We start from the raw sequence: 21,306 nt of genomic DNA, 5'->3' as shown, positions 1-21,306 counted from the left end.
CATGGGATAAAGCGCTTCCGTGACATCGGGTGTTTCTTCAGCGCCTGCTGCCAATTGCGCCGAATGCCCCCGGATTTGTGCCGATTCTCCAGTGCCCGGAACGTTCCTGTGGCCCGTGGTATCGGGCTTGCTCTTTCGCCTGCAAAGCTCTCGCCAGCGGCGCAGGCACCCGTCGCCGGAACCGGGGAGTGGCTTGGACCAACCAACAAAAATGATCCCCATGACCTACCTGCCTCTTCGTTCCCGGCTGCCCAGCCTCCCCGCCCTGCTCGCGCTCGGCCTGGCACTGCCGCTCCATGCCGCCACCGTGACCCTCTCCGCCACCGACGCCCCGGGCAGCTCGTCCTTCAACGCCGCGGGCAATTGGAACCCGGCCAGCGCTCCCAGCGCCGGCAACGACTACGTGGTCCCCATCCAGCGGCTCCGCACCCCGACACCGGTCGATCCCGATCCTTTGGTCACCGGCTACACCTTCGCCGGCAACTCGCTCACGCTCTCCACCGCGGCTGGCAACCTGACCTTCAAGACCAACGCCAGCTACATCATCACCGTCCCGAACCTGATCCTCGCCGGCGGCCTGATCGACCACCTCAATGCGGGCACGCAGACCTTCACCTTGGCCGGAAACCTCACCGTCACCGGCACCGGTTCGCGGATCTCCGCCACCCAGGGCCCGATCAACGTCACCGCCCCCATCGCCGGCAGCGGCGACCTGACGATCATCGCCAACCTCGGCACCACCTTCTCCGCGGCGAACACCTTCACCGGCAACCTGACCGTCAACGGTGCCTTCACCCTCGCCGACACCGGCAGCCTGGTCTTCGACATCGGGGCCAGCGGCGTGAACAACTCGGTGGGCGGCACCGGGCCCGCGGCCTTCAACGGCAGCTTCACCATCGACCTCACCGATGCCGGAAACACCGTCGGCAACAGCTGGACCCTGGTCAACGCCGGCACCCTCACCGAGACCTTCGGCCCGACCTTCAACATCCCCGGCTTCACCGAGAACGAGAACATCTGGACCTCGGCCTCCGGCATCTACCAGTTCATCGAGGCCACCGGCGTGCTGACCCGCATCTCCCCCGACAGCGATGGCGACGGCTTGCCCGACGCCTGGGAGTATGCCAACTTCGGGGCCGGCAACCTGAGCGAGTCGGCCACCGGTGACTTCGACCTCGATTTCGCCACCAACCTCCTCGAGTACCAGAGCGGGACCAATCCCGCCAATCCGGCATCCTTTCCTGACGCCGACGACGACGGCCTCAACGACGGCTGGGAGCTGTTCTACTTCAACAACAGCCTCGCCCAGACGCCGGACGGCGATCCCGACGGCGACTTCAACACCAATGCCGCCGAGTATGCCGCGGAAACCGACCCGGGCTTCGCGGGCAGCTACCCGGACACCGACGACGGCTTGGGCGACGGCCTCAACGACGGCTGGGAGGTCCACTACTTCGGCAGCATCGCCGCGGGCATTCCCGGGGCCGATCCGGACGGCGACCTGTTCTCCAACAGCGACGAGTTCTCCGCAGGCACCGATCCGATCGTGCAGCTTTCCTCACCCGACGGCGATGGCGACGGTCTGGCCGATGGCTGGGAGGTGCACCACTTCGGTGAACCCGGGGAAGCGCTCGAAGTGGTCACTGGCAAGCAAGCGGCCGCCGGAGATCCCGATGCCGACGGTTACGACAATGCCGCGGAGTTTTCCCTCGGCACCGACCCGACCGATTCCGCTTCCGTGCCCGGCCCGGTCGCTTGGTGGCGCTTTGACGAGCTGACCACCGGACCCCTGCCGGCAGGCGCAGGCGGTGAAGCCGAATTCAACAACGTGGTGCTCGACGCCTCGGGCAATGCCAACCACATGCGGACCTACAACGGGCAGACGGCTCCCGAATACTCCACCGATGTGCCCTTCGCCACCGTCCCGCAGGGCGGCCAAACCAATGCGGCTTCCCTTTACTTCGACGGGGGCACGGACGGCTCGTGGCTGGACGTGATCTACACCGATCCCGGTGCCCCGGTCCGCTCCATGCAGTTCTCGGCCTGGACCATCGAAGCCAGCTTCAAGATGGATGCGCCGGCCCTCGATCACGATCAGGTGGTCTTCGCCAAGGACGGGAACCCGCTTGGCGGCCAACCGCCCTTCCACATGAAATACCATTCGAGCGACCAGAAGTTCGAAGTGGGCATGATCGATGGCTCCGGCACGGCTTGCTACGTGAGCAGCGCCGCCACCATCAGCGCCGGCCAATGGTATTCCGTCGCGGCCACCGCCAGCGCCACCGAGCTGAAGCTCTGGATCAAGGGCCCTGGCGACAGTGCCTACGGGCTCGCGGGAACGACCCCGATCAGCGGCGCCTTCTTCAACACCTTCGCAGGCCTGAACGATGCGTGGGGCGCGGGACGCTTCCGCTGGAACGGCACCGAGACGGATGTCTTCAAGGGCTACATCGATGAAATCCGGATCTCCGCGGGAGTGCTGCCGACCGCCGGTTTCATGGCGAGCACCACCTTCGGGGATACGGACTTGGACGGGATGGACGATAACTGGGAAATGGCGAACTTCGACGAGTCCCTCGGCCAGACCGCCGCCGGGGACTTCGACAGCGACGGCACCGCGAACTTCGTCGAGTTCCTGCTCGGTCTGGATCCGGGCAACGGGGCCTCCACCTTCGCCGTTTCGCGGAGCGGCTCCACCCTGACCTGGCCCGCCGCCGCCGGGCTCACCTTCGTCGTCCAGCGCAGCACCACGCTGGCAAGCTGGGACGACGTGGCCACCGTCACCGGTAGCGGCTCCTGGACCGACCCCTCACCTCCGGACCACGAAGCCTTCTACCGCGTGGTGCTCGACACGGATTGATGGCTCCATCTGTCCGATCCGTCCGACCACCCTAGGGGTGTGGGACGGATCGGACAAAGGGTAGGGGAGGAAGAATCGTTTCCTTCACCCATGCTCCTGTCCGATCCGTCCCACTTCCCTAGAGGAGTCGGACGGATCGGACAAAGGTGGTCCGCACAGAGACTGTGCGGTCGAAGCAGTTCTGGTGGCGGGATTCACCCGAGGGCTCCAAGGGTGAGGCGGCTGCCGGGGACCATTCGCCGCACAGAGGACTGTGCGGACCACCTTTCAAGGCAGACCACTTTCGGCTACCCCTTGGCCGGAAACATCTCGCGGCAGAGCAGGCAGGATTTGCCGTCGCAGCCGCGGGCGGAGCAGTGGCCGCGACCGTAGAAGATGATGCGGAGGTGGAGGGCGTTCCAGCGATCCTTGGGGAAGAGCTTCTTCAGGTCCCGCTCGGTCTGCTCGACGTTCTTGCCCTCGGTCAGCTTCCAGCGCTTCGCGATGCGGTGGATGTGCGTGTCCACCGGGAAGGCGGCGACGCCGAAGGCCTGCGCCATCACGACGGAGGCGGTCTTGTGGCCGACGCCGGGCAGTTCTTCCAGCGCCGCGAAGTCCGCGGGGACCTGGCCGCCGTGCTTCTCGACCAGGATCTGCGAGAGATCGCGGATCGCTTGGGACTTGCGGGGCGAGAGGCCGCAGGGGCGGATGATCTCTTTAATCTGCTCCACCGGGACCTGGGCCATCTTCTGCGGCGTGTCCGCCAGCGTGAAGAGGGCGGGGGTCACCGTGTTCACCCGCGCATCCGTGCACTGGGCGGAAAGAAGAACCGCGACCAGTAGCGTGTACGGGTCGCGGTGATCGAGCGGGATCGGCGTCTCGGGGTAGAGTTCCTCAAGCCGCCGGTCCACGTGCGCGGCACGTTGGGTCCGCGTCATTGAAAGGAAGCGCTTAGCGGGAAGCGGTGGATGCGGACTGGCCGGAGGTCATCCGGTTGATCGCGGCATACATCTGCGCGCAGTGCGGGAAGTGGGTGCGCTTGGAGAGCACCTCGGCGCTGCGGGCGTAGGAGCCCCACTGGACCACGGTCAGTTCCACGTTGCGGCGGCCCCAGGCACCCATGTGGGCCTTGGACGGGGTGTAGATGTCCACCGTGCTGGTGCCGGTGAGGGCCGAACCGTAGTCATCGACGATGAAAAGCTGGTTCATTCCCTTGATGCGGAAAACGGTGCCGAGCGGGTAGACGGCCCAATCGGCGGCGGCGCTGCGGACGCGGTTGGTGTAGCGGAGCGGGGTGCCGGCGGCATTCATCGAGCCGTACTCAATGTGGTCGTCCTCGGAGCAGGTGTAGGCGGTGGTGCGGACAAGGCGGGTGCGCTCGGAGGCCTTGTAGAAGGGCATGCCGTGCTTGTCCTTGGAGTGGCCGGCGACGCTTTGGACCACGGCCGCGGAGGGCTGGGCAGTCGTGTAATGGCCGGTCTGGGCGGACGCTCCGCCGGTGGTGTAGGTGCCCGAAGAGTAGCGGCTGGCGCTGGATTTTGACAGGACCTTGAGGTCGGAATCCGAGGCGCAACTGGAAAAGAGCAGGGCAACGAGTGCGGCGGCGGAAGCGAGGCGGAAAGTCATGCGTTATTGGGTGGCGAGCTTGATAATGAACGGATCGCGTTATTCGAGAGTCCGTTTACTAAGGATCTGGAGAGGGGTCGGCAATCTCAAAATGGACTGTTAGTGGTAGCGGGCAGGAAGCTTCTTGCGTGCCATTTCGTATCGTTTAGAGTCCCCGGTTGCCGGATCCGTTCATTTCTAATGGTTAGAAATATCCTCCGCCGGAGCTGGAAGCGAGCTTATTCCGGGCTGCCGCTAGCTGATCAATAGCAGCCTCGCCGCCTCACCGGGCAGGTTTTCGGGTGCGCGATGGATGCAGGGCGGGACCAGGCTGCCGGGCCAGTCCACGGCGATGCGCCAGAGATAACCGGTGCCGAAGGAAAAGGGCCGGGCCTCCGGGAGCGGGGCGTAGTGGAGGTCATAGCAGCAGTCCCGGAGGTATTCGCGGAACTCCTCGCTGTCTTCGCCGCCGAATTCCTCGAGCAGTGCCGCCCGGATTTCCGGCTGGTCGATGCGGCGCCGGGCTTCTTCCTGGCGCAGGCCCTCGCTCGGTGCGCCGTGGTAGGTGCACAGCCAGGTATCGGCTTCCACCGGCGCGCTGTCGGCGTGAAAGGAATAGACGTCGGTGGCCACCACTCCCGGTTCCTCGTCGCGTGGATAGGTGCGGATGCAGTTGAGTTCGGGCAGACGGCCTTGCTCCCGCAGCAAGCGCAGGTCCTCGAGCATCACGGCGACGGCCAGCTTCCCTGCCGCGCTCAGTGGGAGACCGTTCAAAAGGGCTTCATCCAGCGGGGTAATCCCTTCGCCTGCGGCCAGTTTCCCGACCACCTCGGCGAAATCTCCCGGGAGCTGGCGCGGCCAGCAGAGCGCGTTGACCCCGGCTGCGAAGGGGGTGGTGAGCAGTTCGTCGAAACTGTTCACCAACTGGATGCGGGGATAGCCGGGCGGGAGCATTGGCGGGAAGGCAGAGTGCCGAGTGGTCAGTGAGCGGTGATCCGTGGGAGGAAGGGATTTCAGATCTGAGATTTCAGATTTAAGAGCCTTGGAGGGAGGAACGAGGGTGGCGGGCTATCTGGCCGGGGGTGCAACGGCGGGCTGGCCGAAGATTTCGCGGAAGCGGGCGAGGAGGGCATCGACGGACCTGCTTTCCTGCTTCGTCGTGGCGCGGCTGCGGTCCCAGCCGGTGATCTGGTCCTGCGCCAGCCAGTTTCTTTCCACGCCTAGCATGACGGGGTAGGCAGCGAGCAGCAGGGCGGTGGCCAGGATTAGCGGCGGAGTCATCGCCCGCGAGAGCAGGACGCCGGCGAGGGAATTCGAACCCGGACCGAAGACCAGCACCGCGGCCCGCCACAGCAGCCAGAGCAGGGGAATCCCGGCACTCGCGCAGGTGATCAGGAGGAATTCTCCGATCTGGCTATGGGGCAGCCAACGGCCGATTCCCGAGGCTGGCAGCAGCGCGGCGGTGAATGCGACGACCCCCCAGCCCGGCCACAGGTGGCGGGCACCGAGGCCTATCGCCGAGCAACGGCGGGCGATCCGCCACTGGCCCGTTTGCACGATCATTACGAGCAGTAACAGGAGTCCGGCCGCCGCTTGCATGACCAGCGGCGTGTATCCATGGTGGAACAAGGCAGCCTCCCGGCATCCCAAGGGCGTGAGGCGGGTGATGCCCCAGTACCAGGCGAAGGGGACGAGCACGCCCAGGCCGACCAGCCAGAACGCATCGCGCCCGTCGAAAAGCGGGGCCAGCCCGGCGGCCAGGCCATTGACGCGCCGGCCCCGGCGGAGGCTCTCGATCCAGACCAGGGCGAGCACCAGAAGGACCGGGATGGCCACTACCGGCGCGAGGATCCGCTCGATACAGGCATATTCGCCCATCCTTCCGGCTTCGTAGGCGGCTGTCTCGTTCGGCGGGCCGTAGTGGAATATTTCCCGCGCGCTCATGCCCATCGCCGGAATGATGGCCGCGGCTCCGGGAGAGTATGAGTATTCCGAGGATTCGTGGGGAATCGCATTCAGGCAGGTGCGGACATGCTGCTCCTCTTCCTTCATCTTCAAGTCATCCGCCGAGAGGAGGAGCGCGTTTCCCGCGGCCACGAGATCGCCTGCGTAGTTCATGTCGGAGAGACTGAGGCACTCCGCCGCGAGCTTGGCGCAGAGCCGCTCCCAATCGCGGATCGCGGAGCGCAAGCCGTCCTTGTCTCCGGCCACGACCATCAAGCGCCCGCGTTCTTGGAAGATCCCGACGACGCCCTCGCGGAGATTCCAACTTCTGTTGAGCAAGGGCTGTCTTCCGCCGGAGCGCATGCCCAGTTCCAAGTAGGAGCCCGGTTCCGGGTGCCGCTGTAGCCGGGCCAAGAGAGCTTCCGGCGCGTAGATCTCGAACCGGGGTGCCCGGGCGGCCTCTTCGACCAAGGCCCAGACTCCGGCGAACTCTTGCACGGGGTTTGGTGCCGTAGACCACCCGCTTCTTGCCAAGGCCTCCCGAAGCGCCCAAGCCCCGTTGCCGGGGTCGATGCGGGTCCAGACCTCGCGGTAGTCCGCAGGAAGCTCCACGCCCGGATCATGATGGGTGTCATAGTCATGCGAGGAGAACAGCCGCTGGATCGCTTTTTCGTAGCTCGCCGGATCCTCCGCGGCCTTGGCCATATCCGTCTCTTCGAAGGATTGCGCGAGGGCATTCGTCCACTCTTCGTCCGCGGTGTCGGCTTCGTGAAAGAAGCTGAACCCGATAGAGACGAGGATTCCCGTGAGAAGGAGCCAGGCCGCGGCTGCCGCCATGGCCTTGCCCCGCCACGAGCCGGGGACCGTCTTCGCCAAGCGGGCCGCTGCCTCCGTCGCCGCTGCTTCCCGCTCGTGGGGTGGCTGGCGGGACAGGCGCTCCATCAGCTCGCCGCGGGCTTCGTCGCGCACGGCGGGCGCGTTTTCCAGCGGGCGGGTGGCGAGTTCGATGAAGTGGCGCTCGGCTTCGGATTGGGCGCCGGGGTCGGGTGGGAGCATTGACGGAGCTTAGGCAGGAGAAAGGGGGAAGAAAGGCAGAGTGCCGAGTGATCAGTGGGAGGACAGGGGATCGGGACGGTGAATCGATCGCAGAGGCTCGGGGAAGGGCAGGAGGAAGGCTGAATTTCAGATCTGAGATTTCAGATTTGAGAGGCTAGCGAACGGGCGCTGGCGCGTTAGGCGGGACTCTGAGGTGGGAAGCGGGCAGTTACTTGGCCGGGGGGGCTTCTCCGGGTTCTCCGAAGTTTTCGCGGAAGCGGGCGATGAGGACATCGGTGGAGCGGGCTTCCTGTTTGGTGGTGGCGCGGGTGCGGTCCCAGCCGGTGACGGTGTCCCGGGCCAGCCAGTTCTTCTCCGCGCCGAGCAGGAAGTAGTGGGAGCCGGTCAGGAGGGCGGCGGCGAGGATAAGGGGCGGGATGACCGCGCGGGAGAAGATGACGCCGCTGACGGCATTCGAATTCGGGCCGCAGACGAGGGCTCCGCCACGCCACAGCAGCCAGAGGAGGGGGAAGCCAGCGCTGACGCTCACGGCCTGGATGAAGTCATCGATTTGAGGCTGGTCGAGCCAGCGGCCGAAGCCCGGGGCCAGCACCAGCAGGGCGCAGAAGCCTGCCATGATCCAGCCCGGCCAGAGGTGCCGCATCCCCAGGCCCAGGACCGCGGTGCGGCGGGCGATCCGCCAGTGGCCGGTCTGGACGATCATGACCAGCAGCAGGAGAATGGCGGCGATTCCTTGCATGATACCGGGCGGGTAGTCGAGATGGAGGATGCCGAGATCCCGACAGCCCAAGGGGGTGAGGCGGGTGATCATCCAATACCAAGCGAAGGGGGCGATCGCGCCCAGACCGACCAGCCAGAGGCCGTCCCGGCCATCGAAAAGCGGCGACAATCCGGAGGCGAGGCCATTGACCCGCTGGCCACGGCGGATGCTCTCCAGTCCCACCACGCCGAGGGTCAGGGTCACAAGGATGGCACCGAGCATGGCCATCAGGCGCTCGGCCAGCGCGTATTCCATCATCCTGCCGGGCTCGTAGTCGGCGGGCGCCGGCTGCGCGCCCTCGATGCGGACGCTGCGCGCCATCACGCCCGAGGCCGGAACGGTGTCCTGGTAGGCTCCGAAGGTATAGTGATAGGGGCTGTGCTCGATCGCATCCAACTGCGCCTGGATCCGGGCGAGTTCCGCGGTCAGGCCCAAGGTGCGGGCCGCATCCCTGAGTTTTTCCCCTGCCGCGACGGCATCGCCCGCCGGAGTCAGCTCGCGGGAGACGGTCGCTTCCGAGGCGAGCCGGAGACAGAGCCGCTCCCAATTGCGGATGGCCGAGCGCAGGCCCTCTTCGTCATGGGTGGCGACCAGGGTGGCGGCTCGTTCGTTGAAGATGTCCGCGGTCGAGTCCCGGTCGTCGGTGTTCAAGCCGAAGGGAAAGTTGCGACCGAGCTGACTCGCCAGATCGATGAAGGTCTCCGGGTCCTTCAGGGTGTCCATCGCCGCGATCCGGCGTTCCGGGGAGTAGATCTCGAAGCGCGGTGCACGGGCGGCTTCCTCGACGAGTTTCCATGCTTCCTCCATCTCCCCGGCACCCCCACCCCTGGGGACGCTGCTGCGCCAGGTCTTCGCCTTGGCCAAGGCCTCGCGCCAGGCCCAGGCACCGTTTCCGGCATCGATGCTGGTCCAAACGGCGTGGTAGTCTGCCGGAAGAGAACGGGTGTTGTAGCCACTAAAGCGGGCCTCGTAATCGGACGGGCTGGCGGGAGCGGAGTCGTCCGCGGGACTGCCGCCGTGCATTGCCGCGCGAGCGTCGATCGCCCAGCGCTTGGCAGCGTTATCGCACTCGGTGTAGAAGCTGTAGGCCTGCCAGATGACGAGTCCGGCAAGGATCAGCCAGGCCACGCCGGCGGTTGCGGCCTTGGCCCGGTAAGAACCGGGGACGGTCTTGGCGAGGCGGGGGAGGGTGGACTCCGCCGCTGCTTCCCGATCGTGAGGTGGCAGGCGGGAGAGGCGCTCCATCAGCTCGCCGCGGGCTTCGTCGCGCACGGGCGGCACGTCTTCGAGCGGGCGGGTGGCGAGTTCGATGAAGTGGCGCTCGGCTTCGGATTGGGCACCGGGGTCGGGAGGGAGCATTGGGGGAGTTTAAGCAGGAGGAAGGCGGAGTGCCGAGTGATCAGTGATCAGTGGAAAGGCGGGAGGCGGGGGGATGCAAACATCGAACATCGAACGTCCAACATCGAACGTCCAATTCGGAAGGGGAGGCAGGAATGCGAACCACGGAACACACGGAAGGCTTTCGGGAGGCGGGAGGAAGGCAGGATTTCAGATCTGAGATTTCAGATTTGAGAGCCTTGGAGCGGAATGAGGGTGATGGAAGTACTTCCGCCGGCCCTCCGGGTTCGGACATGTCTCCGGCGCTAAGAGGGAGACCGGCGGGGGATTTCCGCCGCGCTTCTGGCGCTAGGAGGGCTCAGCCGGCGGCGAGGTAGGTGCTGACTTCCTTCGGGACGAATTCGGCGTCGGTGGCTTCTTCGGCGGCGAGCTGCATCTGGGCGCGGATGATGGCGGGATCGACGGGGGGAGGTAGCCTTCGAGGCTGGCACGGAGGGCGTCGGCGGCGGCGGGGGTGCCGGTTTTGGTGAGGCGGTAGGCTTTCACGGCGAGGGCCTCGGCGGCGCCGGGGGTGAGCCACTTGGGGACGAGGGGGAGGAGGGCGGTCTTGGCGGTGTCGTCGAGCGGGATGCCGCGGCGTTTGCAGAGGGCGGCGAGGAGGACCATGCCCTCCTCCGCGGTGGCGGTGGGGAAGATGGGGACCTTCACGTCGATGCGGCCGGGGCGCTTGAGGTCGACCTCGATGAGGTCGGGGCGGCTGGAGGCGAGGACCCAGAGGATCTTGCCGCGGTTGCGGGTGTCCGACATTTCCGCGGCGAGCATGGAGTAGACGCGGCTGGAGACGCCGGAGTCCCCGGAGCCGGAGGCGCGGCGGCCGAGGGCTTGGTCGGCTTCGTCGATGAAGACGATGCAGCGGCCGAGGGCGTGGAGGAGGGCGAAGATTTTTTCGAGGTTGGCCTCGGTGGAGCCGACCCAGCGGTCGCGGAAATTCCGGAGGACGACAACGGGCACGCCGGCTTCCCCGGCGAGGCACTCGGCGAGGTAGGTTTTCCCGGTGCCGACGGGGCCGCAGAAGAGGTAGCCCATGGGCAGGGCGGCGGTTTCGTCCTGCTGCCAGAGGGCGAGGTCCTGCTTGAGGCGCTTTTTCACGCCATCGAGGCCGATGACGTCATCGAGGCTGCGGTCGGGCTCGATGAAGTCGATGAGGTCACCGGCGTCGCGCTCGACGAGGGCCTTGCGGAGTTCGCCGAGGTCGGCATTGCCGAGGGGCTTGCCGGCGTGGTTCTGGCGACGGAGGAAGACTTCGAGGGCGGCGATGGAGGTGCCGGAAAGGCGGGCGGCGATGCGGGCGAAGTCGGTGCCGGCTTCGAGGGCGCGGGGGCATTCGGGGGCCAGGAGTTCGAGCGCGCCGGTGAGTTCGCCGGTGTCGGGGAGGGGGATCTCGATGTCGGCGGCGCGGGGATTCGCGCCGACGAGGGGGTGGAGGTTATTGATGCGGTCCGCGATCAGGAAGACGGCCTGGCCGTGGGCAGCGAGGGTGGTATCGCTGCCCCAGGAGCGGATGATCGAGGCGATGGCGCTGAGCTCGTGGTTGAGGGTTTGGGGAAGGATCGGGACGTAGAGCTGGGCGTCGCGGAGGACGACCGCGATGGTGACGGGCTTGGCACCGACGGCGCGAAGATTGCGGGCGAACTGCAGGTAGCGGGCGATGACACGGACCGCAGGGAGGGGGAGGGATGGCATTTCGCCGAGCTCCTTGAGGGTCGGCCAAGTGGCGAAGATGTCCTGGCCGCGCTCGATGCGGAGGCCGAAGCCGGGGTCGTAGGAGAGGACGACCTGGAAGCGCGGCAGGAGGACATCGAGGAGGTAGTCATTCAGGCGGCCGAGCTTCGGGCCCTCCGGCAAGCGCATGAGCATGCGGTCGGTGACGTTGCCATGGAGGATGAATTGGCCGGCGGCGCCGCTCTCGTAGCGTGCGACGATTTCGGTGGCCCAGTGGGGAAGAGGGATAGCGCTCGCCATTGGCAGGATTGAGCCGTTGCGGTGGCGGTACTGTCGATGGGAAAGCGGGATGGGTTTTCGAGGGGGATTGACCGCGGAGGCCCAGAGGTCGCGGAGGGACGCGGAGGGACGCGGAGGGACGCGGAGGGACGCGGAGGGACGCGGAGAGGTGGGAGGTATGGCCGGTCCGGGGTCTATCTCCCGGAGGGAGAATCGCGAGTAGCCGGGGGTCAAGCGCCCCAAGCGCGAAAACCCCCGGGTGGAGGTCGGATGGAAGGGAACTCCGAATGGGGTTCCAGCGGGGTGGGTTTGTTATCGAATCCCCGCATCTCCCCTTTCAGGGCCGGGGAAGGATGTGTTAGAGGATCTTTCGATGCCCTCTACCCATACGAGCCTGCATTATCACGTGATCTTTGCGACGAAGCATCGCGAGCGGTTGATTGATCCGGCTTGGCAGGAGGACCTTCATGAATATCTCGGCGGGACGATCCGGGGCTTGGGCGGGGTTTCCGAGGGGATCGGCGGGGTGGCGGACCATGTGCATGTTTTGGTTTCGCTGAAGGCGACACATTGCCTCGCCGATTTCATGCGGGAGTTGAAGCGGGCCTCTTCGGTGTGGGTGGCGGAGCAGAAGAAGAGCCGCGATTTCAAATGGCAGGAGGGGTATGCGGCGTTTTCGGTGAGCGCGTCGGCGAGGGAGAGGGTGCAGGAGTATATCGCGGGTCAGGAGAAGCATCACGGGAAGAAGACGTTTCGGGAGGAGTTGGTGGATTTCCTGAAGGGAAGCGGCGTGGGGTTCGATGAGAAGTATCTCGATTGAGGGGGATCGATCCGCGGGGCGAAGGTGCGGTTCGTTTTGGAGAAAGGCATGGGCTGGAACCCCTGCCGGGGTTCGTTGGTGTGGCGGGCTGACCGGGGGTTTTCGCGCTGGGGGCGCTCGACCCCCGGCCCGGGGGTGGTCGCTACGCTCGACCCCCGGCTACTCGCTGTTCTCCCTCCGGGAGATGGAGATGGAGATGGAGAGGCGAGGGGGGTGATGAGAGGAGTTTCGATTGAGGGGGATCGATCCGCGGGGCGAACGTTCGGGGCGTGGAGCGGAAAAGCACGTGCTGGAACCCCTGCCGGGGTTCAATCCTATCCGGCGGCGGTCCGGGGGTGGCGCTCGTTCCTCGCTTACCCCCGGCTACTCGCGATTCTCCCTCCGGGAGATAGAAACCCGGGACTGGATGGCCCCCTCGGGGAGATAGAAGCCAAGGGCGGGATGGCTGCTCTCCGGGAGATAGAAAAAGGCAGGACCCGCATCGGGCCCTGCCTTTTCGGAAAGCGTGCGGTGACTGGCCGCTGTGCTTACTTCAGCTTCACGGTCAGCTCTTCCTTCGACTCGACCTTGATGCCGGGGGTGTCCTTGAAGAGGGCGGCGGCGGCGGCGGGGCCTTCGTCGTTGAGTTCCATGAGCTTTTTGAGCTTCTCCGGGTCTTCCATGAGCTTGGCGAACTGGATGTCGGCGATGGTGATGGTGTTGCCTTCGACATGGCTGGCATTGGTCTCGGCGAGGCCGTCGGCGAACTCGACCTTGAAGGACATGCGCATGTCCTTGAACATGCCCTTGGCCATTTCCAACTCCTGCGGGCCGATCTCGGGCTTGGGGGCATCTGCAGGCTTCTCGACGGGCTTGTTAGGCGGGTTGGCGAGGGTGAGGACGCCGTCGGCGTATTTGAAGGTGACGGGCTTCTGCTCGGTTTCCTTGGCGGCGGCAGCGGGGTTCATGGCCTTGGCGGATTCGGCCATCGAGCCGCCCATGGTGAAGCTGACCTTGTTGATGTCCTTGAAGCTGTAGACGACCTCGACGCCCTTCTTGCCGTCCTTGTCGATCTTGGCGGACTTCACGACTTCCACGCCTTCGCCGATCTTCTTGGCGTTGGCGGCGGCCTGTTCCTTGTCGGCCATCTTGGAGAGCGGGTCTTCGCCGCCGGCACCGGCGGGAATGCTATCGAGCATGGCGCTGGCCTCGGCGCTGAGGAGGGTGGTTTCGGTGATCGTGCCGCTGCCGTCCTTGTTGAGGCGGATCACCGCCTTCTGCTCGAAACAAGAGGTGGTGAGGAGCGCGAGCAGCGCCATCGAGATTAATCCGAGGACCTTTTTCATAAGGGAACCCAAAGCTGCACTGGATTTTGATTTTGTGAACCGCGAATGGACACGAATTTCGGAGAGACCCCGGGCCGGGGAAGATGCCTTCACGCAAAATTCACCGCTACTCCTTGATCCGGGGACGATTCGCTTGGCGAAACACGTTGCCTGCATCGCTCTCCCCCATATCCTCGCCCCGCAATCCATGGACCTGGCCGTAGAAATCCAAGATCTCGTAAAGGAATTCCGCCCCGCCGGTCGCAAGGAACCGCTGCGGGCGGTGGACAAGGTCTCGATCCACATCGCGCCGGGTGAGGTCTACGGGCTGATCGGGCCTAACGGTTCCGGGAAATCGACCACGATGAAAGCGCTGCTGGGGCTGGTGCAGCCGGATTCGGGGATCTGCCGGATCTTCGGCAATGACTCGCTGCGGGTGGATTCGCGGCAGGATGTCGGCTTCCTGCCGGAAAATCCTTATTTCTACAAGCATTTGAGCGGGTCCGAGACGCTGCGCTTTTATGGCAAGCTGTGCGGGCTGCGCGGGGCTTCGCTGGAGGTGCGGGTGAAGGAATTGCTGGCGCTGGTGGACCTGGCGGAGGCCGGGAACCGGCGGCTGGGCGGCTACTCGAAGGGGATGCTGCAGCGGATCGGGTTGGCGCAGGCGCTGATCCAAGAGCCGCGGCTGGTGATCCTGGACGAGCCGACGGCGGGGGTCGATCCGGTGGGATCCCGCCAGATCCGCGACCTGATTCTCGACCTGAAGAAGCGCGGGATCACCGTTTTCCTGTGCTCGCACTTGCTTGAGCAGGTCCAGGAAGTCTGTGACCGGGTGGGTATCATTTACCGCGGGCGGATGGTGAAGGAGGGGCCGATCGAGGAACTGCTTTCGCTGGGCGACCAGACCGAGATCGTGCTGCGCGATGCCAGCCCGGAGCTGGTGGCGCAGGTCCGCGAACTCATCGCCAAGGACGGGAAGGCCGAGCTGCTGCGTGCCGGTCGCCCGAAAACCACGCTGGAGCGTCTCTTCCTCCAGGAAACCGTCGATCGCCGCGACCCCTGATTTTTTCTCCCTCTCCGATGAGCCGGCCTGCCAAAAACCGTCCCCTGAATCCCCGCCGCATCGGCGTGATTGCCGGGCATACCTTCACGCAACTGGTGCGGATGAAGGTCTTCTACTTCCTGGCCATCTTCGCGGTCATCATCCTGGGCAGCAATGTCTTCAACATCCAGGACATCGGCCGCCCGGATCTGGAAGGGATGGACGTGCTGCGGATGATCCGCAGCACCTCGCTGGGGACGATGACGCTGTTTTCGGTGGTGATGGGGGTGGTCGCAACGGCGCTGTTGCTGCCGAAGGATGTGGAGGACCGCACGCTCTACACGATCCTGGCCAAGCCGGTGCCGCGGCTCGATTACCTGCTGGGGAAGCTGGGCGGGGTGTTGCTACTGATCTTCGTCTCGCTGCTGGTGATGGACCTGCTGATGACCGGGGTGCTGGCGGTCCGCACGCAGATGGTGCTGAGCGAGCAGGCGGCGCGGGTGGCGGAGTGGCCGAAGGCCGAACAGGAGGCGCTATTCGCCGAGATCCGCAGCCAGGGAGCGACCTGGAGCATCCACGGGGCGGTGGTGGCGGTTTTCCTGCGGGCAGCGGTGATCGCGTCCACGGCGCTGCTGCTTTCGACGATTTCCACGAGCACGCTGTTCACCACGATCACGTCGTTCGTGGTCTATTTCATCGGGAATTTCCAAAGCGACGCCCGGGAGTTTTTCCTCGGCGGGGCGAGTGGCGGGATCAGCCCGCTGGCCAAGATGGCGGGGCTGGCGGTGGCTGTGGTGTTTCCGGATTTCCAGCAGTTCAACGTGATCGACACGGTGATCGAGGGGCAGCCCTTCCTGGCGAGCGACATCGGCGCGCTGGCGGGGATCGCGCTGTTTTACGTGGTGCTGCACAGTTTCGTGTCGTGGCTGGTTTTTGCGGGAAAGGAGTTTTGACGAAATGAGATCCCGCGGAGCCACCACCGCCCTGGTCCTGCTGGTGATTGCCGCCGGCGGGGCGATCCGGATGCGTTTCGAGCACGACCTGACGGCGGATTTCCGGCGTCGCGGGCTGCTGGCGAAGCCGCTGGATCTCGATATGCGGGAGCGCATCGGGCAGGACAAATGGTCGGTGGCGCTGGCCGGGCTGCGGACGCTGGTGGCCAGTTTCGCCGGGTTGAAGACGACCGAGCAGTTCAACAACACCGATTGGCCGGGGCTGGCGGAGTCGGTGGATACCACGGTCCAGCTTTCGCCCCATACCCAGTATTACTGGGACATCGGCGGCTGGCATCTGGCCTACAACGCGGCGTCTTCCTACCGCTACGACAAGGGTCTGAGCAAATTGCGCGGGGAGGCAGAGGGCCGGCGCTGGATCGAGCGCGGCCGGGAATTCTACGAGAGGGGGATCCGGAATAATCCCGACGATTGGCAGCTTTCGGTGCGGCTGGGCAACCTTTACTCGGATTCTTTCCGCTACCCGGACGATGCCAAGGCGGTGACCGCGTATTCCCGCGCCTACGCCACCGGGCGAGCGATTCCGCAGGTGCGGCGGCTGCTGCTGCAGGCCCGGGCCCGCAGCGGTGAGGATGCGGGCACGCTTTTGAAAGAGCTGCGCAGCATTTTCGCGGAGGATCCGAACAGCCGGGTGCCGACCCTGCTGAGTCTTCAATACGTGTTGGAAGCCAAGCTTTCGCCGCCGACGGACTACGTGGAGAGCGCGGTAAAAATCTTCGGCTCGGAAAAGCGAGCATTGCGCCTTTTGGGCACGTACTTCACGAATGTGGGCGACCGCCTGCCGCAAACGGCGGTCGAGCCCGCCGTGCGCCTGCTGGAGCGCAAGGCAGGAATTGCGCCGGAAGATCCGCAAAGCTACATCCGCCAGCGCGAGGAATTGGAATCGATTGCCAGAATACGCCGCTATGGCCGGTAAACCCGGTTTGACTCGACAGGTCCCCGATCCCTCTCCTAAAGCCTCTCCCCGCCTTTACCGAATCCCCATGCGCCTCGCCCTCTTCGGAGATATCCACGCCAACCTTGAAGCCCTTGAGGCTGTGCTGGCGGACGCCGAGCGTCAGGGGTGCACCGACTACGTCTGCCTGGGCGATGTGGTGGGCTACAATGCCGACCCGGGTCCCTGCCTGGAACGGGTCCGCGCGATGAATTGCCCGGTGGTGAAGGGGAATCATGACGAGGATGCCTCAGGCACCCACTCGCTGGATTCGATGAATCCGGTGGCTGCTTCCGCCCTCGAGTGGACCCGCCAGCAACTCTCCGAGGAACAGCGGCTGTGGCTGCGGCGTCTGCGGATGGTCCGGCAGGTGGAGGATTTCACGATCGTCCACAGCACCCTCGACCAGCCAGCGAACTGGAACTACGTGACGAACCGCTTCGACGCGATGTCGAACTTTTCCTACCAGTTCACGCAGGTCTGCTTCCACGGCCACACGCACGTGCCGCGGGTCTATGTGAAGACCGACAAGGTCCAGGAGGTGCCTGCGGAGTCGGTGGTGATCGAGGAAGGCTCGAAGTATTTCATCAACGCCGGGTCGGTCGGCCAGCCGCGTGATGGCGATTGGCGCGCCTGCTATGCGATTTACGACCTCGACCACCATCTCGTCGTTTTCCGGCGGGTGGATTACGATATCGAGGCGACCCAGAAGAAGATTCTGGATGCCGGGCTGCCGCCGATGCTGGCCGAGCGCCTCGCCGACGGCCGCTGAAGCCCGCCATGATGGACGTCGTCGCGGGGCTTATTCTGGACGCCGCGGGCCGCTTGCTCGCCTGCCGGCGTCCGGAGGGGAAGCACCTTGGCGGGAAGTGGGAGTTCCCGGGCGGGAAGGTCGAGCCGGGAGAGGATGCTGCGGCGGCCTTGGTGCGGGAATTGGAGGAGGAGCTCGGGATCACCGTGCTGCCCGGTGCCGCGCTGACGGCGGTGGTGTGGGACTATGGGAAGGGGCCGATCCGGCTTTTACCTTATTTGTGCCGAATTGAGGCGGGCGAGCCGCATCCTCACGAGCACTCGGAGATCCGGTGGTGCGGGCGGGAGGAGCTTGGCGGGCTGGATTGGGCAGCGGCGGATGTGCCGATTCTGGCGGAGTGGCTGGGGAGGTAGGGCGGTATGCTCTACCGACCGCGGCGATTTCACGCGCTCTTCACCTTCCCCTCCTTGCAAAATCCGCTCTAACGGGTTCAGCTTGGAATCGTGGCATTCTCCCGATCCGCTTTTCTGATCCCGCTGCTCTGGCTGGCCACGCTCGCCCAGGCCTCCGCGGGAATGACGGTGATCACGCTCACCGATATCGCCCGCGCCCGGCTCGACGCGCTTTCCTTTTTCCTTTTTGCCTACCTCGTCATCTCGTGGCTGGTGAAGCTGCTGTGGAACTACCTCGGCAAGACCTTCACGATCCTGCCGAAGCTCGACTACCGCAGGGCGCTTGGCTTGGTGTTCCTGTCCGGGCTGATGTTCTACGTGGTCCTCACGATGATTTCCGGAGCGCGGGAACTTCTCACTCCCGGTGCTTGGGAGAAGCAGGGCGTGGGTTATCGGAACCGGGAGGGTGGGGTGGCGGGTCTCACGAAGGAGGAGCGGCGCAGCGCGTTGCGGGAACTGCAGGACGCGATCTGGGGCTACGCCAAGCAGCACGATGGGAAGTCTCCGCCGGGACCATTGGTCGAGGGCATTGCACCGGAGCTGTGGCGTTTCCGCGGTGGCGGCTTGTATTGCCTGATGCCGGATGTCCGCCCGGGCGGGGGTAGGGAGGTGCTGGTTTACGAGCCTTCCACGGCTGGCGGCCGTCGCTTCGTACTGCTGGCGGATGGCAATATCGAGGACCGCGACGAGGGGACTTTGAAGGACGATCTGGAGGTTCAAACCAAGCAGTGAACGACGAAGCGAAAGATTCCGGTGAAAGCAGCGTCAGCCGCGGCTTCTTCGGCTTTACGCGGACGCTCGCGAAGGTGATTCAATGGAGTGTCATCGCTGTAGCCGCGGTCGGGATCCTTGCTGCTTTCGATATTCCAAGGCACCTGCTGACCGGTTGGGTGGAACACCTCAGGAACACATTGCCGGACCTTGCCGCGAAATGGCCCGCTTTGCTTCCGCCGCTGCTGTGTCTCGCGATGGCGTTGCCACTCGCGCACCGGTTCCTTTCCTGGCTAGCGATTGGAGGGCGCGAGAACGAGCGGTGGAAGCTCTCACACAGCGCAAGCCTCGTCGGGCTATTGTTGCTTGGGAGCGCTGCCGCGATTGCCATGAGCGGGATCGTCCATCAGCTCGCTTGGCTCTCGAGAAGGCCACTGATGGAAAGCAGCCGTCCTTCGCTGCGAATGGCGGCAATGATCCAAATTCGCGATCTCCTTCGTGTCGTGGAGAAGTTCCGGGAACAGCACGACCGTTACCCGGAATCCCTGGCAGAGCTTGGCAGTTTCGATCCGGAAGCGAAGAAGTTGACATGGATTGTGACCGGAGGCGGGAAGGTCGCCGAGCGTGTGATCTATCTGAAGCCTGCTTCCATTTCGCAAGAAGCGCCTGCCCCGGTATTTGTCTCGGCGGTGCTAGGGAATCCGGGCCACGTGGTCATCGGGTTTTCCGATCTTTCCGTGACTCCGATGGTGCCGGCGAAAGTCGACGAGATCCTCAACCAGCTTGGCAATGAGCACTGAGCGGAAAAGCGAAGGCGCATTCAATGCCGCCACGGTGTTGGTCCGGGCGTTCGCCAACGCGGGTGCCATTCTTCTGGTGATTCTCATTCTTCTGTTCGGGCTCGCCATCGGAACGCAGTTCGGGATCACACAGGTGTTATATCAACTCGTCGTCGGGTTTTGGTTCTTCCTGAAGGAGAACCTCTCCCAGGTGGTGTCGAATGCGGCGACGTGGGTTCCGGGGCTGGTGGCTTTCTTTGGCGCGATCGTGGTGATGCATTTCCTTCTGCGCGAATGGGCGGGAAAAACCGGGAGGCAGTGGAGATGGGGGACTTCGGTGGCCTTGGCGTCCGTGGTGCCGGTGCTGTTCGTGATCGCCTTTCTGGTTCCCGGTGTCTTCTTGCAGGTCCGGGAATTGAGTGATGTGCGCTGGTTTCACCGGGAGGCTGGGAAAGGGGGAAGCACGGCGCAGAGCATTGTTTCGGATTACAGGATGGCGCTTTTCGAATACTCCGAGACGCACGAAGGGAGATTCCCTGCGTCGATTGCGGAGGTGGAGCAGGAGCGGATTCGCGGGCCGTGGGGCGGCAAGCGCCATCCGTGGAACCGCGATTTGCCGCCTGAGGAGCCGATCTATCTAGGGCCCGGATTGACGGATCAGTCCGATCCCTCGCTGGCGCTGGTGATCACGCCTGCTTTTCAAGAGAAGAAAGGGCCCTGCCGCTATTTGCTGACGATCGGTGGGGAGAAAAAGAAGATCCCGACGGAGGACTTGGATGCGTGGATCGAGCGCTCCCTTGATGCCCGCCGTGCGGAGTCTCCGTAGTTTCCGCATTGGCCACGGGGCGGATCGGGTTCATGCTGCCGGCGTGCTGCCCGCGTTGACAGGTTATGATCCCGCCGCCTTGGAGGCCTATTTGGCTTCCGAAGGCCAGCCTGCGTTCCGCGCCGGGCAGGTCCTCGACTGGATCTGGAAGAAAAAGGCGGCGTCGGTGGAAGCGATGAGCAATCTGCCGGCGGCGCTGCGCGAGAAGCTGGCGGCGGCGTTCCGCTTGCACGCTTTGGAGCATACGACGACCCAGGGCAGCGGCGATACGACGCGCAAGTTTCTCTTCAAACTGCACGATGGACGCTATGTGGAGAGCGTGCTGATCCCGGCGAATCCCGCGCTTTACGGGGAGCGCTCGGACCGCCGCACGCTTTGCGTTTCCTCGCAGGTGGGTTGTGCGTATGGCTGCAAGTTCTGCGCCTCCGGGCTGGCGGGCTTCAGCCGGAATCTCGACGCCGCGGAGATCGCGGGACAGGTGCTGATGGCGGAGCGGCTTTCCGGCGAGCGGGTGGACAATCTGGTCTTCATGGGCATGGGCGAGCCGCTGGCGAATCTGGAGAACTTGCTGGCCGCGGTATCGATCATCACCTCGCCTTGGGGGCTGCATCTCGGGGCGCGGCATCTTACGATTTCCACCTCGGGCCTCGTCCCGCAGATCCGGCAGCTCGCCGAGCATCCGCAGCAGATCCGCCTGGCGATCTCGCTGCACGGTGCAACCGATGAGGTCCGCGGCCAGATCATGCCGGTGAACAAGAAGTGGGGCACCGCGGAGTTGTTCGACGCGCTCGACTACTGGAACTCTCGTAAGAAGCAGCACCTGACGCTGGAGTATATCCTGATCGAGGGGGTGAACGATCACCTTGAGCAGGCGCGCATCCTGGCGAACCATGCCCGGCGGCTGAAGGCGAAGGTGAACCTGATTCCGTATAACACGGTGGAGGGTCTGGATTGGAAGCGGCCCTCGGAGAACCAGTGCCGGGCCTTCCGGGACATCCTCAAGAATGCGGGGGTGTCGGCGACCTTGCGGCTGGAGAAAGGGCACGATATCGATGCGGCTTGCGGGCAGCTCCGGCTGAAGCAGGAGACGGAAGAGGGAATCATTGAGGCTCCGATGAAGGTGCGGTAACC

18 protein-coding genes are annotated in these 21,306 nt (G+C 64.8%); 11 read left to right on the top strand and 7 right to left on the bottom strand.

Going from position 1 to position 21,306, the window contains the following annotated elements:
• Positions 1-220: 220 nt before the first annotated feature.
• Positions 221-2,860 carry a LamG-like jellyroll fold domain-containing protein gene (locus tag ABWK72_RS14535; protein WP_367870295.1) on the top strand — a complete coding sequence of 880 codons (2,640 nt, stop codon included), beginning with the start codon at positions 221-223 and terminating at the stop codon, positions 2,858-2,860.
• Between the two features lie 287 nt (positions 2,861-3,147).
• Here the strand turns inward: ABWK72_RS14535 and nth are convergent, their stop codons facing one another.
• The 6 genes from nth to ABWK72_RS14505 all read right to left on the bottom strand — a co-directional run bounded on the left by nth (position 3,148) and on the right by ABWK72_RS14505 (position 11,564).
• The gene (gene nth / locus ABWK72_RS14530; protein WP_367870294.1) at positions 3,148-3,777 is read right to left on the bottom strand and encodes an endonuclease III; all 630 of its coding nucleotides are present in this window, start codon (positions 3,775-3,777) and stop codon (positions 3,148-3,150) included.
• 13 nt (positions 3,778-3,790) lie between these two features.
• Complete coding sequence (locus ABWK72_RS14525) at positions 3,791-4,465, bottom strand: 3D domain-containing protein (protein ID WP_367870293.1); 675 nt, start codon at positions 4,463-4,465, stop codon at positions 3,791-3,793.
• A gap of 234 nt (positions 4,466-4,699) precedes the next feature.
• Positions 4,700-5,398 carry a hypothetical protein gene (locus ABWK72_RS14520; RefSeq protein ID WP_367870292.1) on the bottom strand — a complete coding sequence of 233 codons (699 nt, stop codon included), beginning with the start codon at positions 5,396-5,398 and terminating at the stop codon, positions 4,700-4,702.
• A 114-nt stretch (positions 5,399-5,512) separates the two neighbouring features.
• On the bottom strand, positions 5,513-7,444 hold the full coding sequence (locus tag ABWK72_RS14515) for a hypothetical protein (protein ID WP_367870291.1): 1,932 nt from the start codon (positions 7,442-7,444) through the stop codon (positions 5,513-5,515).
• Between the two features lie 208 nt (positions 7,445-7,652).
• Positions 7,653-9,563: a hypothetical protein gene (locus ABWK72_RS14510; RefSeq protein WP_367870290.1), complete on the bottom strand. Its 1,911-nt coding sequence runs from the start codon at positions 9,561-9,563 to the stop codon at positions 7,653-7,655.
• Positions 9,564-9,890: 327 nt separating this feature from the next.
• Complete coding sequence (locus ABWK72_RS14505) at positions 9,891-11,564, bottom strand: ATP-binding protein (protein WP_367870289.1); 1,674 nt, start codon at positions 11,562-11,564, stop codon at positions 9,891-9,893.
• A 352-nt stretch (positions 11,565-11,916) separates the two neighbouring features.
• On the opposite strand from ABWK72_RS14505, the gene tnpA reads away from it, so the two are divergent.
• On the top strand, positions 11,917-12,363 hold the full coding sequence (tnpA, locus tag ABWK72_RS14500; protein ID WP_367870288.1) for an IS200/IS605 family transposase: 447 nt from the start codon (positions 11,917-11,919) through the stop codon (positions 12,361-12,363).
• 527 nt (positions 12,364-12,890) lie between these two features.
• Here the strand turns inward: tnpA and ABWK72_RS14495 are convergent.
• Positions 12,891-13,688: a hypothetical protein gene (locus ABWK72_RS14495; RefSeq protein WP_367870287.1), complete on the bottom strand. Its 798-nt coding sequence runs from the start codon at positions 13,686-13,688 to the stop codon at positions 12,891-12,893.
• 187 nt (positions 13,689-13,875) lie between these two features.
• On the opposite strand from ABWK72_RS14495, the gene ABWK72_RS14490 reads away from it, so the two are divergent.
• The 9 genes from ABWK72_RS14490 to rlmN all read left to right on the top strand — a co-directional run bounded on the left by ABWK72_RS14490 (position 13,876) and on the right by rlmN (position 21,304).
• Positions 13,876-14,730 (top strand): ABC transporter ATP-binding protein, encoded by an 855-nt coding sequence (locus ABWK72_RS14490; RefSeq protein WP_367870286.1) that lies wholly within the window; start codon positions 13,876-13,878, stop codon positions 14,728-14,730.
• Positions 14,731-14,747: 17 nt separating this feature from the next.
• On the top strand, positions 14,748-15,662 hold the full coding sequence (locus ABWK72_RS14485) for an ABC transporter permease (RefSeq protein WP_367870285.1): 915 nt from the start codon (positions 14,748-14,750) through the stop codon (positions 15,660-15,662).
• 4 nt (positions 15,663-15,666) lie between these two features.
• A complete protein-coding gene (locus ABWK72_RS14480) occupies positions 15,667-16,638 on the top strand; it encodes a hypothetical protein (RefSeq protein ID WP_367870284.1) in 972 nt (323 codons plus the stop codon).
• A 67-nt stretch (positions 16,639-16,705) separates the two neighbouring features.
• Entirely contained in the window at positions 16,706-17,428 is a 723-nt protein-coding gene (locus ABWK72_RS14475) for a metallophosphoesterase (RefSeq protein ID WP_367870283.1), read from the top strand.
• 8 nt (positions 17,429-17,436) lie between these two features.
• Positions 17,437-17,820, top strand: coding sequence for a (deoxy)nucleoside triphosphate pyrophosphohydrolase (locus tag ABWK72_RS14470; protein WP_367870282.1), 384 nt, complete (start codon positions 17,437-17,439; stop codon positions 17,818-17,820).
• 90 nt (positions 17,821-17,910) lie between these two features.
• A complete protein-coding gene (locus tag ABWK72_RS14465; protein ID WP_367870281.1) occupies positions 17,911-18,591 on the top strand; it encodes a hypothetical protein in 681 nt (226 codons plus the stop codon).
• Positions 18,588-19,370, top strand: coding sequence for a hypothetical protein (locus ABWK72_RS14460; RefSeq protein ID WP_367870280.1), 783 nt, complete (start codon positions 18,588-18,590; stop codon positions 19,368-19,370). Before ABWK72_RS14465 ends, ABWK72_RS14460 begins: the two co-directional genes overlap by 4 nt.
• Positions 19,360-20,175, top strand: coding sequence for a hypothetical protein (locus ABWK72_RS14455; protein ID WP_367870279.1), 816 nt, complete (start codon positions 19,360-19,362; stop codon positions 20,173-20,175). The genes ABWK72_RS14460 and ABWK72_RS14455 overlap by 11 nt, the downstream gene beginning before the upstream one ends.
• A 46-nt stretch (positions 20,176-20,221) precedes the next feature.
• Complete coding sequence (rlmN, locus tag ABWK72_RS14450) at positions 20,222-21,304, top strand: 23S rRNA (adenine(2503)-C(2))-methyltransferase RlmN (protein ID WP_367875344.1); 1,083 nt, start codon at positions 20,222-20,224, stop codon at positions 21,302-21,304.
• Positions 21,305-21,306 lie beyond the last annotated feature (2 nt).

It is taken from the genome of Luteolibacter sp. Populi, assembly GCF_040801775.1.
Taxonomy (GTDB): Bacteria; Verrucomicrobiota; Verrucomicrobiia; order Verrucomicrobiales; family Akkermansiaceae; genus Haloferula.
Note: the sequence above shows the minus strand (reverse complement) of the source record. Positions and strands in the feature narration are given on the sequence as shown.

Bases quoted from the DNA above. Each gene is read 5' to 3' on its own strand.
- ABWK72_RS14480 (WP_367870284.1), top strand. From the start codon at position 15,667: ATGAGATCCCGCGGAGCCACCACCGCCCTGGTCCTGCTGGTGATTGCC.
- ABWK72_RS14485 (WP_367870285.1), top strand. From the start codon at position 14,748: ATGAGCCGGCCTGCCAAAAACCGTCCCCTGAATCCCCGCCGCATCGGC.
- nth (WP_367870294.1), bottom strand. From the start codon at position 3,777: ATGACGCGGACCCAACGTGCCGCGCACGTGGACCGGCGGCTTGAGGAA.
- ABWK72_RS14495 (WP_367870287.1), bottom strand. From the start codon at position 13,688: ATGAAAAAGGTCCTCGGATTAATCTCGATGGCGCTGCTCGCGCTCCTC.
- ABWK72_RS14505 (WP_367870289.1), bottom strand. From the start codon at position 11,564: ATGGCGAGCGCTATCCCTCTTCCCCACTGGGCCACCGAAATCGTCGCA.
- ABWK72_RS14535 (WP_367870295.1), top strand. From the start codon at position 221: ATGACCTACCTGCCTCTTCGTTCCCGGCTGCCCAGCCTCCCCGCCCTG.
- ABWK72_RS14510 (WP_367870290.1), bottom strand. From the start codon at position 9,563: ATGCTCCCTCCCGACCCCGGTGCCCAATCCGAAGCCGAGCGCCACTTC.
- ABWK72_RS14520 (WP_367870292.1), bottom strand. From the start codon at position 5,398: ATGCTCCCGCCCGGCTATCCCCGCATCCAGTTGGTGAACAGTTTCGAC.
- ABWK72_RS14475 (WP_367870283.1), top strand. From the start codon at position 16,706: ATGCGCCTCGCCCTCTTCGGAGATATCCACGCCAACCTTGAAGCCCTT.
- ABWK72_RS14525 (WP_367870293.1), bottom strand. From the start codon at position 4,465: ATGACTTTCCGCCTCGCTTCCGCCGCCGCACTCGTTGCCCTGCTCTTT.
- ABWK72_RS14515 (WP_367870291.1), bottom strand. From the start codon at position 7,444: ATGCTCCCACCCGACCCCGGCGCCCAATCCGAAGCCGAGCGCCACTTC.
- ABWK72_RS14490 (WP_367870286.1), top strand. From the start codon at position 13,876: ATGGACCTGGCCGTAGAAATCCAAGATCTCGTAAAGGAATTCCGCCCC.
- tnpA (WP_367870288.1), top strand. From the start codon at position 11,917: ATGCCCTCTACCCATACGAGCCTGCATTATCACGTGATCTTTGCGACG.
- ABWK72_RS14470 (WP_367870282.1), top strand. From the start codon at position 17,437: ATGATGGACGTCGTCGCGGGGCTTATTCTGGACGCCGCGGGCCGCTTG.
- ABWK72_RS14455 (WP_367870279.1), top strand. From the start codon at position 19,360: ATGAGCACTGAGCGGAAAAGCGAAGGCGCATTCAATGCCGCCACGGTG.